This is a genomic window from Pseudarthrobacter sp. 01T43 (assembly GCF_056398665.1).
This window is the reverse complement of record NZ_JBFTPV010000002.1, coordinates 399,322-414,332: the sequence shown is the minus strand read 5'-3', so window position 1 is coordinate 414,332 and position 15,011 is coordinate 399,322. Positions and strand designations below refer to the sequence as shown.

The following is a 15,011-nucleotide window of genomic DNA, read 5'->3' as shown; positions in this document are numbered from 1 at the left end:
ACCTCGTTCTCACCGAGCTCGACCTCGGCATCAGCGGCGACCAGCCGGACCACCAGGACATCAGGCGCGCCGGAGCCGGCCTCCGGGGAGTTGGGACCGGCGACGACCGGCAGGACCCCGGTACCGGACTTGCCCGTGGACTCGGCGATTAGCTGCTCGGCCCAGTCCGCGAATCCCACAATCCCGGAGCCGTCCTCGGCAATGACAATCTTGTTCCGCAACGGGTTCGTGCCCCCCAGTGCCGTCCCAAGGGCCAGCCCGATGTTCTCCGGCGCATCCTCATTAAGGATCTCCGCGGCTTCCTCAGCCTCATCCAGGAACCCCTGGATATCCACCCCGGCCAGGCCCGACGGGACCAGACCGAAAGCGGTCAGGGCCGAGTACCGGCCGCCAACATTCGGGTCCGCGTTGAACACCGCACGGTAACCGGCCTCACGCGAGGCCTTGTCCAGCGGCGAACCGGGATCGGTGACGATGATGATCCGGCTCTTCGCATCGATGCCGGCCTCCGTGAAAGCCTGCTCGAAGATCCGGCGCTGCGAATCAGTTTCCAACGTCGAACCGGACTTGGACGAGACCACAATCGCGGTCTCAGCCAGCCGGTCCGCGAGGGCAGCCCGGACCTGGTCCGGGTCCGTGCTGTCCAGCACAGTCAGCTCGACGCCAGCGGTGCCGGCGATGACCTCGGGAGCCAGCGAGGATCCGCCCATGCCGCAAAGCACGATGCGGCTCACGCCGTCGGCCTTCAGGGCATCGCGGAGCTCGAGGATGCTGCCCACAAGGGCCTGCGAGACGGTAGCCGCCTCGACCCAGCCAAGGCGGACAGCAGACTCCGCTTCGGCGTCGGGGCCCCACAACGTGTGGTCCTTCGCGAAAATCCGGGTGGCAATACGGTCCGCCACCAAGGCGGGCAAATGCTCCTCAAGTGCCCGCTGCGCGGCACCGGTGGCGTCGTAGCTGAGTGTGCTCATAGTGGGTTAGGAAACCTTCCGTGCAGAGGCAAGGGCGCCTTCGACGTCGGCCAGCAGTTCTTTCCAGCTCGCCACGAACTTGTCCAGGCCTTCGGATTCGAGGAGGGCCACAACCTCGTTGTAGGAGATGCCCAGCCCTTCGAGTGCGTCCAGCGTGGCGTTGGCTTCGGCGTAGGTGCCGGAGACGGTGTCACCGGTGACCACTCCGTGGTCGAACGTGGCGTCGAGGGTCTTCTCCGGCATGGTGTTCACTACACCCGGGGCGACAAGTTCGGTGACGTATAGGGTGTCCGGGTAGGCCGGATCCTTCACACCGGTGGAAGCCCACAGCGGACGCTGGGGGAGTGCACCGGCTTCGGCCAGCACAGCCCAGCGCTCGGTGGCGAACAGTTCTTCGTAGACCTGGTACGCGAGGCGGGCGTTGGCAACGCCTGCCTTGCCCTTGAGCGCCTTGGCTTCGTCGGTGCCGAGGGCGTCGAGGCGCTTGTCGATCTCCGAGTCCACGCGGGAGACGAAGAACGAGGCCACCGAGTGGATCTTCGCGAGATCGTGGCCGTTCTCCTTGGCCTGCTCCAGGCCTGACTGGAAGGCGTTGATGACTGCGCGGTAGCGCTCCAGCGAGAAGATCAGGGTCACGTTGACGCTGATGCCCTCGGCGAGGGTAGCGGTGATCGCTTCCAGGCCCTCGAGGGTTGCCGGGATCTTGATGTGGACGTTGTCCTTGTTGACCTTCTTGTAGAGGTGCTTGGCTTCGGCGATGGTGCCGGCCGTGTCCCAGGCAAGGCGCGGGTCAACTTCGATGGACACACGGCCGTCAACACCCTTGGACGCTGCTGCCACGGGGGCGAACAGGTCGCAGGCGTCGGCGACGTCGGTGGTGGTGATCTCGAAGATGGTCTCCTCGACGCTGGCGCCGGCTGCTGCCTGGGCCGCGATGGTGGCGTCGTAGTCCGAGCTCGAGGTGATGGCGGCGTGGAAGATGGACGGGTTGGTGGTCACACCAACCACGTTCTTCTCCTCGATGAGCTTGCGCAGCGTGCCGGTCTCAAGGCGGCTGCGGGAAAGGTCATCAAGCCAAATGGATACTCCGGCGTCGGAGAGCTGTTGAGTAGGGGTAGTCATGGTGTTTCTCCTAAATCTGGATTAGGCCTGCAGGCCGGCGAGGGAGTCCTTGGCGGCGGCGGCGACTGCCTCCGCGGTGATGCCGAACTCCTTGAAGAGGCGCTTGTAGTCGGCGGAAGCGCCGTAGTGTTCGAGGCTGATGGAGCGGCCGGCGTCGCCGACGAACTCCTTCCAGCCCAGGGCCAGGCCAGCCTCGACGGAGACGCGGGCCTTGATGCCGGCGGGCAGCACGGACTCGCGGTAGGCCGCGTCCTGCTTGTTGAACCACTCAACACACGGCATGGAGACTACGCGGGCGGCGATACCTTCAGCCTGGAGGGCTTCGCGGGCCTGGACTGCCAGCTGGACCTCGGAGCCGGTACCGATCAGGATCACGTCCGCCGGAACGGTGGCGCCGTCCCTGGCCGCTTCGGCGAGGACGTAGCCGCCCTTGGCGACGTCGGCAGCGGCACCAAACGTGTCGCCGTCGGCCGCGCCTTCCCCGCGTGCGTAGGTGGGGATGTTCTGGCGGGTCAGMACRATGCCKGCCGGGTTYKCRTGGTTCTCMAGCATGGTCTTCCACGCCACGGCGACTTCGTTCGCGTCGCCGGGGCGGACTACGTCCAGGCCCACAATGGCGCGGAGGGTCGCGAGCTGTTCCACCGGCTGGTGGGTGGGGCCGTCTTCGCCCAGGCCGATGGAGTCGTGTGTCCAGACGTAGAGTGACGGGACACCCATCAGTGCGCCAAGTCGGATGGCCGGGCGCTGGTAGTCACTGAAGATCAGGAACGTGCCGGAGAACGCGCGGGTCCGGCCGTGCAGCGAGATGCCGTTTACGATCGACGCGGCGGCGTGCTCGCGGATGCCGAAGTGCAGGACGCGGCCGTACGGGTTACCGGACCACGCATCGGTCTGCTTGGACGCCGGGATGAACGACGGCGAGCCTTCGATGGTGGTGTTGTTGGACTCTGCCAGGTCGGCAGAGCCGCCCCACAGCTCCGGCATGACCGGGCCGAGGGCGTTGAGGACTTTGCCGGACGCGGCACGGGTGGAGACGTCCTTGCCTGCTTCGAAGACCGGAAGTGCGGCGTCCAGGCCTGCGGGCAGTTCGCGGGCCTCGATGCGCTGCAAGAGTGCTGCGCCTTCAGGGTTGGCTGCCTGCCAGGCGTTGAAGGACTCTTCCCATTCCTTGCGGGCAGCGGCTCCGCGGTCCACTACGGCGCGGGCGTGGGCCAGGACGTCCTGGTCCACCTCGAAGGACTTGGCCGGGTCGAAGCCCAGTACGGACTTCAGTCCGGCGACTTCCTCTGCGCCGAGGGCTGAGCCATGGATCTTGCCGGTGTTCTGCTTCTTCGGCGCCGGGAACCCGATGATGGTGCGCAGCGAGATGATGGAGGGCTTGGACGTCTCGGCCTTCGCGGCGAGCAGTGCGGAGTACAGTTCCTGAACGTCTTCGACGTATTCGCCGGTTTTGGTCCAGTCCACGCGCTGGGTGTGCCAGCCGTAGGCCTCGTAGCGCTTCAGGACATCCTCGGTGAAGGAGATGTCGGTGTCGTCCTCGATGGAGATGTGGTTCTCGTCGTAGACCACCACGAGGTTGCCCAGTTCCTGGTGCCCGGCCAGCGAGGAAGCTTCAGACGTGACGCCTTCCTGCATGTCGCCGTCGGACGCAATGACCCAGATGGTGTGGTCGAACGGGGACGTGCCCTCGGCGGCGTCGGCGTCGAACAGGCCGCGCATCCGGCGCTGCGAGTAAGCGAATCCGACCGAGGAGGCCAGGCCCTGGCCCAGCGGACCCGTGGTGATCTCGACGCCGGCGGTGTGCTTGTACTCGGGGTGGCCCGGCGTGAGGGAATCCCAGGTACGCAGCGCTTCCAGGTCCTTCAGTTCCAGGCCGTAGCCGGAGAGGAACAGCTGGATATACAGGGTCAATGAGGTGTGGCCGGGGGACAGGATGAAACGGTCACGTCCCAGCCAGTCCGGGTTGCGCGGGTCGTGGCGCATGAGCTTCTGGAAGAGAAGGTACGCGGCCGGGGCAAGGCTCATGGCCGTACCGGGGTGGCCGTTACCGACCCTCTCCACAGCGTCGGCGGCCAGAACACGGACTGTGTCCACCGCGCGCTGGTCCAAGCTGGTCCATGACAGTTCTTGCTCTTCCAAATGTGGCACGAAAACCGGGCCCCTCTCTATGCTGATGGCGGCACGGCGGATCCGGTGCGTGGCACGCTGAGGCGCCGCTGCGGTGTACCAGCCGTTCACCATCGAAACGTGGATCTGTAACTCAGACACTGACCAATAGGAACGCGGTTTCCACTGCGTTCTTTCGGTGTGCTGATCTGGTGACAGCTTAGCTCTAATCCATTCTGTGGGCGGTGCAAATCTCACGTTTTGGACGCAATTTCGCTTTATGTGAATGAGTGTTCCGTGAGCTTGAGTTAATCTGCTCGAATCGGACTGCGAGCAATCATCTGGGCCTATTGCGCGGGGATCTGTCACAAATGCCACGGTATGATATTTGGAGGCCGATGCCGGATGGCCGTGCCCTTAGGGGTCCGCGGACCAGCGGTACTGCCGGGACCCTTGACCGATGACAATGGCGGGTGCCCGGGCAGACGGCCGCGAGATCCAGCTGCATATGACAGACAGAACTGCCAACAAGAACGGGTGACTGCCACCGTGAGCACAACCGATACGCCGCTAAACGCTGCCCCCGCCCGAGGGAGAGCCGGGCTGGCCCGTAAGGCCAAGGCGTATTTCGCCCTCACCAAACCTCGCGTCATCGAGCTGCTGCTCGTCAGCACGTTGCCCACCATGATTTTTGCCGAGCGCGGGTTCCCGTCGATCGGACTGATCCTGGCCACCCTGGTGGGCGGCGCTTTTGCCGCCGGGAGTGCCGGTGCGTTCAACTGCTACTTCGACCGCGACATCGACAAATTGATGCACCGCACCGAAAACCGGCCCCTCGTCACCGGCGAGGTGACCCCACGTGAGGCGCTGATCTTCTCTTGGCTCCTTGGTGCGGCTGCCATCGCCATTCTCTGGTTCGGGGCCAACCCCCTGGCCGCATGGCTTGGCTTGGCCGCGATTTTCTTCTACGTGGTCATCTACACACTGATCCTCAAGCGCCGTACCGCACAGAACATCGTGTGGGGCGGGGCCGCGGGCTGCTTCCCGGTAGTGATCGCATGGGCGGCCGTGACCGAACGCGTCGAGTGGCCGGCCATCATCCTGTTTATGGTGATCTTCCTGTGGACTCCGCCGCACTACTGGCCCCTGTCCATGCGTTACGGCGAGGATTACCGTAACGCCAACGTGCCAATGCTTGGCGCCATTGCGGGCGCCAAGGTGGTTTCAGTCCAGGTTGTCCTCTACGCGTGGGCCATGGTGGCTTGCTCGTTGCTGATGGTCCCGGCGGGCGGCGCAGGCTGGGTGTACACGGTGACGGCCGTCCTTGCCGGGGCGTGGTTCCTCTACGAGTCGCATGCCCTGTACAGCCGTGCACATCGTGAGGACATCCCGGACAAGCGGGCCATGAAGGTTTTCCACGGCTCCATCAGCTACTTGACCCTGCTGTTCATCGCTTTGGCAGTGGATCCATTCGTCGGGTCCGCCGTCATCGGCTAATCCCGCCCCCAGGACGCTCTCTCACTTAACGCAGGGTTTTACAGAACCCTCTCGCAGTACCTGCAGGATTCGAAGGGACCCTCCCTCACCACCGGTGAGGGAGGGTCCCCTAGTCTCTGCAGCAGGTGAAGGAGCGTTCCTCAATATGCTGCAGGGAGTGATGGAGCGTTCGCGATTTCCCTGCATCATTTCCTGGGGGGGGGGGTGTGGGTTACGGGGGAAGGCCCACGGTTCGGGAACCGTGGCACTTCGGCGACGCGAGGCCAGGGGCGGGACTACGCCGCGAGGGCTACTTGGTCGGGCTGGAACGCGCGACGTCGGCGGCGTTCGTTGAGGCGCTCATCAACAGTGCCGCACCCAGCATGTGGGTACCCACCAGCAGGGCGGGAATCCCGTTGTAATACTGCGTGAAGCCGATGACCGCCTGCAGCAGCGTGACCGCCAGCAGCAGGACAGTTGCCGTCCTGAAGGAGCCCGAAATCCGGCGGGTAAACACCAGCACGAGCGCGAACAGGGTTCCGGCCGTGACCAAGTAGGCCGGGACGGCATGGATGTGGGAGAACAGGTCCCAGTCCAACCCGTTGCGCGGCGCGTCGGCATCTCCGGCATGCGGACCGGCGCCGGTGACTACCACGCCGAGCATGACCGCCACTGCCGAGAAAAGCGCGACGGCGGCGGTCACCGGGCGCAGCACGCCCGGCAAGGCGGGCAGTGGGGTGGAGGCAAAACGCCCGGTGCGCCCGTACGCCCGGTTGACGAGCAGGGTGGCGATAACAACCAGCGCCATGGACACCAGGAAGTGCAGGCCCACTACCCAGGGATTGAGGTTCGTCAGGACGGTAATGCCGCCGATCACCGCCTGTGCCGGGATGCTGGCCAGCAGGCCCAGTGCCAGCAGGAACAGGTCGCGGCGTTCCTTGCGCAGGTTCCACAGGTACACCAGCATCAGCACAGCGACCGCCGCCAGGGCGAAGGTCAGGAGCCGGTTGCCGAACTCGATGAACCCGTGGATACCCATTTCAGCGGTGTTGACCAGGGATGTGTCGGTACAGCGGGGCCACGTGGGGCAGCCCAGCCCGGAAGCCGTCAGCCGGACAGCGCCGCCGGTGACCACCAGCAATGTCTGGCCAACAAGGGAGGCCACAGCAAGGCGCCGTACGCGGGCGTCGACGGTACGGGGCAGCCGCGATGTCAGGCGACCGGCAAACTCAGGGAGGCGTGAAGCCGTGCTCACGGATATCTCAATTCCACTTGAACCAACGGATGGCTGCTGCGCCGGCAAGGACTGTCCAGATCAGCAGTATGAGGGCAGCACCGAAATTAACGGTGCCGACGAGGAAGGCCTCGCGCAAGGCCGCCCCCAGTGCGCCCGAGGGGAGGTAGTGCACGATTCCTTGGACGAGGGCAGGCAGTCGATCTGCGGGGATCACGATGCCGCCCAGCGCGCCGAGCAGGATCCACAGCAGGTTGGTGATGGCCAGGGTGGCCTCGGGCCGGACCGTGCCGGCAACCAGCAGACCGAGCGCGGTGAACGCAGCTGCGCCCAGGATCAGCAGGGCAACGCCGGGCAACCAGCCACCTGCGGGCGGGCTCCAGCCGAGGGGCAGGGCCACGGCCGTGACCACAATGACCTGAAGCGCGAGCACGGTCAGGACGGCAAGGACCTTGCCCGCAATGAGTCCGGGACGGCCCAGAGGCGTGGTGGAGAGGAATCGAAGGACCCCGTACCTGCGGTCGAACCCGGTGGCGATGCCCTGGCCGGTAAAGGCAGTGGACAGTGCGCAGAGCGCCAGGATGCCGGGGACCGCGATGTTGATGCGGCTGCCGCCGAGTCCGTCCAAGAGCGGTGTAACGGTCAGGCCTACCAGGGCGAGCAGGGGCAGGACTACCGCGAGGATGAGTTGCTCGCCGTTCCTGAGCATGGCGGCTGCTTCGTATTTGCCTTGGAGCAGGATGCGGCGGACGAGGGTCGCGGGCTGCTGGCGTACCACGGCGTCCGGGGAGGCGGTCATCGGATTTCCTTTCCCGAAACATCCAGGAAGACGTCTTCGAGGCTTCGCGCTGCGAGGCTGAGCGAGCTGGGCATCACGCCCTGGGCGGCCCACCATGAGGCGAGTGCTGCCAGATCCTGGGGTGTGAGCGGCCCATTGGCCACATAGCTGCCGGCGCGTGTTTCGCTGACGGTAATGGTTTCGGGAAGGATCCCTGCGAGGTTGAGCCCGGCTTCGGCTTCGAAGAGGAGAGTGCGGACGTGCTCGCCGGATTCGACGGCGGGCTCCCGCTGGAGAAGCTGCGCAACGGTACCTTCCGCGACGTTKCGGCCGSCGTCGATGATGTAGACGTAGTCGGCCAGGCGCTGCGCRTCGTCCATGAGGTGGGTGGTGAGGATGATGCCCATTCCGGCGTCCCGCAGCTCTGCGATGAGCTCAAAGACCAGCTGCCGCGACTGCGGGTCCAGCCCTGCGCTGGGCTCGTCCAGGAACAGGACTTCCGGATTGCCGATGAGGGCCGCGGCCAGGGCCAGCCGCTGCTTCTGGCCGCCGGAGAGCCGGCGCACGGAGGTCCTGGCGAAGGTATCTATGCCGAGCCGTTCAACGAGTTCGTCAACGGAACGCGGCCGGGTGTACATTCCGGCAATGTGGCGCAGGAGCGGAATGGGCCTGGCCGACGGCGGGAGCCCGCCGTCCTGGAGCATCACGCCAACGCGGGCGCGCAGGTCTGCCCCCGCACGGCCGGGATCCTGCCCCAGCAGTGAGATGGTTCCACCGCTGCGTGGCTGCAGGCCCTGGGCGCACTCGATTGTTGTGGTTTTTCCTGCCCCGTTGGCTCCCAGCAGGGCGGTCACCTGGCCGCGTTCGGCAATGAGGGAGACGCCGCTCACCACCCGGAGCATTTTTCCATCCAGGCTGGCCAGCGGACCAACATCCTTTATTAACCCGCTGATGGACAGAACCGGGGATTCGGGGGATCGCACCCCAACATTCTACGGGATGTAGTACTCGTGTGAGGTTGGTGCCGGTGACCCGGCCCCCTCGAAGGTCAGCCTCACCTTACTGGTACGGGGGAGTAAATTACGACATGATTGTGTTGTGTATTCCATGACCAACGCTACTGTCGTGCCCGTCGCCGGGCACGGAGCGCCGCGCACCACTCCGGACCGCGGCCACGTCGCCGTTTCGCCGGTGGCGGACCCCGACGAGCGTACCCGGGACCGCGTGCTGGGTGCCGTTCTGGAGCATGGGCCCATCAGTGCCGCGGAACTCGGCGACATGCTGGGCTTCACCCCCGCCGCTGTGCGAAGGCACCTTGACCACCTGGACCGCAGCGGTGTCATCGAAGTCAAGCGCGTTGCCAGGGCCGGCGCCGGCGCGGGACGCCCTGCACGGCGCTATGTCTTGAGTTCACAGGGCCAGTCCACGCTGGGCAACGACTACCTCGACATTGCCACCCTGGCGCTCAAGCAGCTCCGGGAGATGGCGGGCGACGACGCCGTCCGCGCGTTCGCCGTCGAGCGTTTCGCCGACATGGAACGCCGGTACACGCCCGAAATTGAAAAAGCCGGCACGGACATCACGGCCCGGGCCCGGGCACTCTCGGCAGCCCTTAGCCGGGACGGCTTTGTGGCGTCGGCGGCCTCTATCGAGGCTAAGGCCCCGCTTCCAGCGGCGCTGTCCAGCGTTCAGCTGTGCCAGGGGCATTGCCCCATCCAGCAGCTCGCCGCCCATTTCCCTGTTTTCTGCGACGTGGAGACCGAAGTGTTCTCCCGGCTGGTGGGCGTTGACGTGCGTCGCCTGTCCACGCTTGCGCGCGGCGGGCATGTCTGCACCACCCACATACCCACAGGCCGGCTGGCTGCCGGCGGACCCCAAGTCCCGCAGGCAGCCCCCGCCAGCTTGAATGAAGTAACCAACCATCAGCAAGAAAGGCCGTGATGACGGACCAACTATCAGAGAAAGCGGTAGCCGAAGACACTGTGATCTCGGAGATTCTGGAAAAGAATCCCGAGCTCCACGGCATCGGCACCTACGAGTACGGCTGGTCCGACAAGAACGACGTCGGCGCCAACGCCCGCCGCGGTATCAATGAAGAAGTGGTCCGTGACATCTCGGCCAAGAAGAGCGAGCCGGAATGGATGCTCGATCTCCGGCTCAAGGGCTTGAAGTACTTCGACCGCAAGCCCATGCCCACCTGGGGTGCAGACCTCTCCGGCATCGACTTCGACAACATCAAGTACTTCGTGCGTTCCACCGAGAAGCAGGCCACCAGCTGGGAGGAACTGCCCGAGGACATTAAGAACACGTACGACAAGCTCGGCATCCCCGAGGCTGAAAAGCAGCGCCTGGTTTCCGGTGTCGCCGCCCAGTACGAGTCCGAGGTCGTCTACCACCAGTTGCGTGAGGACCTTGAAAAGCAGGGCGTCATCTTCCTTGACACCGATACTGCGCTGCGCGAACACCCTGAGATCTTCCAGGAATACTTCGGCACCATCATTCCTGTGGGCGACAACAAATTCGCCTCACTGAACACGGCTGTCTGGTCCGGCGGCTCCTTTGTGTACGTGCCCAAGGGCGTCCACGTGGACATCCCGCTGCAGGCATACTTCCGCATCAACACGGAAAACATGGGCCAGTTCGAGCGGACCCTGATCATCGCCGACGAGGRCTCCTACGTCCACTACATCGAAGGCTGCACCGCCCCGATCTACACCTCGGACTCGCTGCACTCCGCCGTGGTGGAAATCATCGTGAAGAAGGGCGCCCGCGTCCGCTACACCACCATCCAGAACTGGTCCACCAACGTGTACAACCTGGTGACCAAGCGTGCCATCTGCGAAGAGGGCGCCACGATGGAGTGGGTCGATGGAAACATCGGTTCCAAGGTCACCATGAAGTACCCTGCCGTCTACCTGGTGGGCGAGCACGCCAAGGGCGAGACCCTGTCCATCGCTTTCGCCGGTGCCGGCCAGCACCAGGACACGGGCTCGAAGATGGTGCACATCGCACCGAACACGAAGAGCTCCATCATCTCCAAGTCGGTAGCCCGTGGCGGCGGCCGTGCTGCCTACCGCGGCCTGGTCCAGGTCCGTGAAGGCGCCAAGCACTCTGCCAACACCGTCCGGTGCGATGCGCTGCTGGTAGACACCATCAGCCGTTCTGACACCTACCCGTACATCGACATCCGTGAGGATGACGTGGTGATGGGCCATGAAGCAACTGTTTCCCGGGTCAGCGAAGAGCAGCTCTTCTACCTGATGTCCCGCGGCATGCGCGAAGACGAGGCCATGGCGATGATCGTCCGTGGCTTCATCGAGCCCATCGCCCGCGAACTCCCGATGGAGTACGCACTTGAGCTGAACCGCCTGATTGAACTGCAGATGGAAGGGTCCGTCGGATAACGATGACTGAAATCACTACTGAAAAGGCGCGCATCGGCGCGCCCTCGGCCCAGCCGTTTATTAACGGTTTCACGGAAGAGGGCGAAAGCCTGTCTCCGATCAATTCGGCCACGTCCAAGGCTCCGCTGGCCGGCGAAGCGGTCAAGAGCCACTCGCACGGCGGCGGCGTCGGCATTCCGGACAGCTCACGCGCCGGCCGGCTGACCTCGTACAAGCTGGCGGACTTCAAACCGTTGACCGGGCTCGAAGAGGACTGGCGGTTCACCCCGCTCAAGCGCCTGCGCGGCCTGCACAGCGACGTCCTCGCGGGTGCTGCCCCCACCGTCACAGTCAGCGGTCCTGACCGGGTGACGGTGGAGACCGTGTCCCGCGATGACAAACGCATCGGTTCAGCCGGCATCCCGGAGGACCGCGTGTCCGCCAATGCCTGGGAGAACTTCAGCGAAGCCACCGTCCTGACCATCCCGGCGGAGTTTGAAGCCGACACCGAGGTCACCGTTGTGATCGAAGGCACCTCAACCGACGCAGCGGCCCAGCACCTGGTGATCGTGGCGGAGAAGTTCTCCAAGTCCGTGGTGGTCCTGGACCACCAGGGTTCGGCCGTGGTGTCCGAGAACATCGAAATCGTGGTTGAAGACGGCGCGGACCTCACCGTTGTCTCGCTCCAGGAATGGAACCGGGACGCCGTGCACGCCTCCTCGCAGCAGGCCAAGATCGGCCGCGACGCCAAGCTCAAGCACGTGGTGGTCAGCCTCGGCGGGGACCTGGTCCGCGTCACGCCGTCAGCCCGTTTCACCGCTCCCGGCGGCGAAGCGGAAATGTTCGGCCTGTACTTCGCCGATGCCGGCCAGCACCTTGAGCAGCGCCTCTTCGTTGACCACGCAGTGGCCAACTGCACCTCGAACGTGCTGTACAAGGGCGCACTGCAGGGCCGCAATGCCCACGCAGTGTGGGTGGGCGACGTCCTGATCCGCAAGGAAGCCGAAGGCACCGACAGCTACGAGGCCAACCGCAACCTGCTGCTTACGGACGGTGCCCGCGCCGACTCGGTTCCCAACCTGGAAATCGAGACCGGCCTGATCAAGGGAGCCGGCCACGCCAGCGCCACCGGTCGCCTGGACGACGAGCACCTGTTCTACCTGCAAGCCCGCGGCATTCCCGAGGATGTTGCCCGCCGCCTGGTGGTCCGTGGCTTCCTGCATGAGATCATCCAGCAGATCAAGGTACCGGCCCTCGAAGAACGGCTGACCGAGGCTGTTGAGCGCGAACTCGCCGTAACGAACAACTAGAGGGCGCGGACCTACAGATGACCGACCAGCCAAAGGGCGAACTTGTCTGCAAGACGGATGAAATCCAGCTCAAGCAGGCGTTGCGGATACTGATCGACGACTACCCGGTAGCCATCGTCAAGGATTCCATGGGAGAAATCCACGCCATCGGGGACACCTGCTCGCACGCGGACATCTCCCTGTCCGAGGGCGAAGTGGAGGGGTGCATGATCGAATGCTGGGGCCACGGCTCCCAGTTCGACCTGCGGAGCGGCGAGCCGCTCCAGCTGCCCGCCTACGATCCCGTGCCGGTGTTCGCCGTCGAAATTGTCGGCGACGAGGTTTACGTGGACTTCACCAACGTCCTCAACGGAGCGGAAGCCCCGAACTTCAGCTAGCAGCATCACCCGGACCGAACAGCCGCCAGCGGCAATACCAAGCAACAGAACCAAACTTCCAGATACAGACCGCACCGCCGCCGAAAAAGCCCGGTGCAGAGGAGAACAAGACCTATGTCTACTCTTGAGATCAAGGACCTGCACGTCAGCATTGACACGGAGCAGGGCACCAAGGAGATCCTGAAGGGCGTCAGCCTGACCATCAAGACCGGCCAGACCCACGCCATCATGGGCCCCAACGGTTCCGGCAAGTCCACCCTGGCCTCCACCATCGCCGGCCACCCCCGCTACAACGTCACCAGCGGCACCATCACGCTCGACGGCGAAGACGTCCTGGCGATGAGTGTTGACCAGCGCGCCCGCGCCGGCGTTTTCCTGGCCATGCAGTACCCCGTGGAGGTCCCGGGCGTCTCCATGACCAACTTCCTCCGGACTGCCAAGACCGCCATTGACGGCGAAGCACCCAAGCTGCGCACCTGGACCAAGGAAGTCAAGGACGCCATGGGCAAGCTGCGCATCGACGCTGATTTTGCCCAGCGCAACGTCAACGAAGGCTTCTCCGGCGGCGAGAAGAAGCGGGTGGAGATCCTCCAGTTGGAGCTCTTCAAGCCGAAGTTCGCCATCCTGGACGAGACCGACTCCGGCCTGGACGTCGACGCCCTGAAGGTTGTCTCCGAAGGTGTCAACCGCGCCCACGCCGAAGGCAACATGGGCACGCTGCTCATTACTCACTACACGCGCATCCTGCGTTATATCAAGCCTGAGTTCGTCCACGTGTTCGTTGATGGCCAGGTTGTCGAAGAAGGCGGCCCGGAGCTCGCTGACCGCCTTGAAGAAGAAGGCTACGACCGGTACGCTGCAGGCGCCGGCGCAGCCACCATCGCTGCAGCACAGGCCTAGTTAGGACTTGCCATGACCGAAATCAAAGCGGCCCAAACGGGCCTCGAGGATATCGAAGAGGCACTGAAGGACGTCATCGACCCCGAACTCGGCGTGAACATCGTTGACCTCGGGCTGCTGTACGGCCTGAAGTACTCAGACGATGACGGCGCCCTGCTGATCGACATGACGCTTACCACTGCGGCCTGCCCGCTCACCGACGTGATCGAGGAGCAGGTGGGCAAGGCCCTGGACGGTGTTGTGGATGACTGGCGCCTGAATTGGGTGTGGATGCCGCCTTGGGGTCCGGAACGGATCACCGACGACGGCAAGGACCAGATGCGGGCCCTGGGCTTCAACATCTGATCCGTCCCCACCGCCTTCAGGAGTACGACGACGGCCGGTTACCTTCGCTAACAAGGTAACCGGCCGTCGTCGTTCCCCACCCACCGGCCCGGATCAGAGGGATGGCGCCGAGAAAGTGTCGCACTGGGTGATGTCGCCGGTCTGATAGCCCCGTGCGAACCACCGCTGGCGCTCTTCGCTGGAACCGTGCGTCCAACCCTCGGGGGAGACCCGGCCGGTGGCCGCCTTCTGGATCCGGTCGTCACCCACGGAGGCGGCGGCGGAAAGGGCATCGTTGATGTCCTGCTGGGTCAGCGGTTCCAGGTACGGCTGCCCGGTTGCCGGGTCCGGTGTGGAGGAAGCGTGCTTCGCCCACAGCCCTGCGTAGCAATCTGCCTGCAGTTCTGTACGGACAGACCCGGACTCGGGCCCCTGCGGATCCTGCTGCGCCCGGCCCAGGTCGCCCAGGAGGTTCTGGACGTGGTGCCCGAATTCGTGGGCCACCACGTACTCCTGCGCGAGCGGACCGCCCGATGAGCCGAACTGGTCCACCAGTTCCTGGAAGAATCCGGGATCGAAGTATGCGGTGGTGTCGGTGGGGCAGTAGAACGGACCTACCGCAGTTGTGGCCGCGCCGCACCCTGTGTTGGTCCCGCCGCTGAATATTACAGCTTTTGGCTGGGGGTACTGCACCCCGTAGTCCTTGAGGTAGGCGGGCCAGAATGCGTTGAGGCTGTTGACTGTGCCGGTAATCCTGCAGTCCAGCCGGGCATCCGCGTCGGCACCGGTAGCGCAGGCCGGCGCGGTGCCCTGGCTCTGGGGTTCCTGCCCGGCACCGGTAAGGCCTTCGAGAAGCTGGGGGTTCACGCCGAGCAGTGCCGCGATGAGCAGGATGAGGCCGCCTCCGATGCCGCCGCCGACTTTGGCGCCGCGGCCCATGCCGCGACGATCCTGCACCTGGGAGGGGTCCAGTTGGACGTTGTCATTGAAGCTCATGAAGTCACAATAGTCCTTGCCGAGACTGCGGAAC

13 protein-coding genes and 1 pseudogene are annotated in these 15,011 nt (G+C 64.7%); 7 read left to right on the top strand and 7 right to left on the bottom strand.

What is annotated here, in order from left to right; genetic code table 11:
• The 3 genes and pseudogenes from AC1DIM_RS03555 to tkt form a co-directional block, all read right to left on the bottom strand.
• Positions 1-971: pseudogene (locus AC1DIM_RS03555) on the bottom strand (glucose-6-phosphate isomerase); the annotation flags it as partial.
• A gap of 6 nt (positions 972-977) precedes the next feature.
• Positions 978-2,093 (bottom strand): transaldolase, encoded by a 1,116-nt coding sequence (tal, locus tag AC1DIM_RS03550; RefSeq protein ID WP_477709101.1) that lies wholly within the window; start codon positions 2,091-2,093, stop codon positions 978-980.
• Positions 2,094-2,114: 21 nt separating this feature from the next.
• Positions 2,115-4,232 (bottom strand): transketolase, encoded by a 2,118-nt coding sequence (gene tkt, locus AC1DIM_RS03545; RefSeq protein WP_477709113.1) that lies wholly within the window; start codon positions 4,230-4,232, stop codon positions 2,115-2,117.
• Between the two features lie 504 nt (positions 4,233-4,736).
• Between tkt and AC1DIM_RS03540 the strand changes: the two genes are divergently transcribed.
• Positions 4,737-5,696, top strand: a complete 960-nt coding sequence (locus AC1DIM_RS03540; protein ID WP_477709100.1) for a heme o synthase — start codon at positions 4,737-4,739, stop codon at positions 5,694-5,696.
• A gap of 289 nt (positions 5,697-5,985) precedes the next feature.
• Here the strand turns inward: AC1DIM_RS03540 and AC1DIM_RS03535 are convergent, their stop codons facing one another.
• Genes AC1DIM_RS03535 through AC1DIM_RS03525 form a run of 3 tightly spaced genes read right to left on the bottom strand, consistent with a single transcriptional unit; the run spans position 5,986 to position 8,670 of the window.
• On the bottom strand, positions 5,986-6,930 hold the full coding sequence (locus AC1DIM_RS03535) for a COX15/CtaA family protein (protein ID WP_477709099.1): 945 nt from the start codon (positions 6,928-6,930) through the stop codon (positions 5,986-5,988).
• 7 nt (positions 6,931-6,937) lie between these two features.
• Positions 6,938-7,708 (bottom strand): ABC transporter permease, encoded by a 771-nt coding sequence (locus AC1DIM_RS03530; RefSeq protein ID WP_477709098.1) that lies wholly within the window; start codon positions 7,706-7,708, stop codon positions 6,938-6,940.
• A complete protein-coding gene (locus AC1DIM_RS03525) occupies positions 7,705-8,670 on the bottom strand; it encodes an ABC transporter ATP-binding protein (RefSeq protein WP_477709097.1) in 966 nt (321 codons plus the stop codon). Before AC1DIM_RS03525 ends, AC1DIM_RS03530 begins: the two co-directional genes overlap by 4 nt.
• 115 nt (positions 8,671-8,785) lie before the next feature.
• On the opposite strand from AC1DIM_RS03525, the gene AC1DIM_RS03520 reads away from it, so the two are divergent.
• The 6 genes from AC1DIM_RS03520 to AC1DIM_RS03495 all read left to right on the top strand — a co-directional run bounded on the left by AC1DIM_RS03520 (position 8,786) and on the right by AC1DIM_RS03495 (position 14,002).
• Complete coding sequence (locus AC1DIM_RS03520) at positions 8,786-9,628, top strand: helix-turn-helix transcriptional regulator (protein ID WP_477709096.1); 843 nt, start codon at positions 8,786-8,788, stop codon at positions 9,626-9,628.
• Complete coding sequence (gene sufB / locus AC1DIM_RS03515; protein ID WP_477709095.1) at positions 9,628-11,091, top strand: Fe-S cluster assembly protein SufB; 1,464 nt, start codon at positions 9,628-9,630, stop codon at positions 11,089-11,091. Before AC1DIM_RS03520 ends, sufB begins: the two co-directional genes overlap by 1 nt.
• A 2-nt stretch (positions 11,092-11,093) precedes the next feature.
• A complete protein-coding gene (sufD, locus tag AC1DIM_RS03510) occupies positions 11,094-12,380 on the top strand; it encodes a Fe-S cluster assembly protein SufD (RefSeq protein WP_477709094.1) in 1,287 nt (428 codons plus the stop codon).
• A gap of 17 nt (positions 12,381-12,397) precedes the next feature.
• Complete coding sequence (locus AC1DIM_RS03505) at positions 12,398-12,757, top strand: non-heme iron oxygenase ferredoxin subunit (protein WP_190988448.1); 360 nt, start codon at positions 12,398-12,400, stop codon at positions 12,755-12,757.
• Between the two features lie 114 nt (positions 12,758-12,871).
• Complete coding sequence (gene sufC, locus AC1DIM_RS03500) at positions 12,872-13,657, top strand: Fe-S cluster assembly ATPase SufC (RefSeq protein ID WP_477709093.1); 786 nt, start codon at positions 12,872-12,874, stop codon at positions 13,655-13,657.
• Between the two features lie 12 nt (positions 13,658-13,669).
• A complete protein-coding gene (locus tag AC1DIM_RS03495) occupies positions 13,670-14,002 on the top strand; it encodes a metal-sulfur cluster assembly factor (protein WP_309817448.1) in 333 nt (110 codons plus the stop codon).
• Positions 14,003-14,095: 93 nt separating this feature from the next.
• Here AC1DIM_RS03495 and ypfJ read toward each other — a convergent pair whose 3' ends face one another.
• On the bottom strand, positions 14,096-14,977 hold the full coding sequence (ypfJ, locus tag AC1DIM_RS03490; RefSeq protein ID WP_477709092.1) for a KPN_02809 family neutral zinc metallopeptidase: 882 nt from the start codon (positions 14,975-14,977) through the stop codon (positions 14,096-14,098).
• Between the last annotated feature and the right edge of the window lie 34 nt (positions 14,978-15,011).

Coding starts and splice junctions, on each gene's coding strand:
- tal (WP_477709101.1), bottom strand. CDS start 2,093: ATGACTACCCCTACTCAACAGCTCTCCGACGCCGGAGTATCCATTTGG.
- AC1DIM_RS03530 (WP_477709098.1), bottom strand. CDS start 7,708: ATGACCGCCTCCCCGGACGCCGTGGTACGCCAGCAGCCCGCGACCCTC.
- sufD (WP_477709094.1), top strand. CDS start 11,094: ATGACTGAAATCACTACTGAAAAGGCGCGCATCGGCGCGCCCTCGGCC.
- AC1DIM_RS03505 (WP_190988448.1), top strand. CDS start 12,398: ATGACCGACCAGCCAAAGGGCGAACTTGTCTGCAAGACGGATGAAATC.
- sufC (WP_477709093.1), top strand. CDS start 12,872: ATGTCTACTCTTGAGATCAAGGACCTGCACGTCAGCATTGACACGGAG.
- AC1DIM_RS03495 (WP_309817448.1), top strand. CDS start 13,670: ATGACCGAAATCAAAGCGGCCCAAACGGGCCTCGAGGATATCGAAGAG.
- ypfJ (WP_477709092.1), bottom strand. CDS start 14,977: ATGAGCTTCAATGACAACGTCCAACTGGACCCCTCCCAGGTGCAGGAT.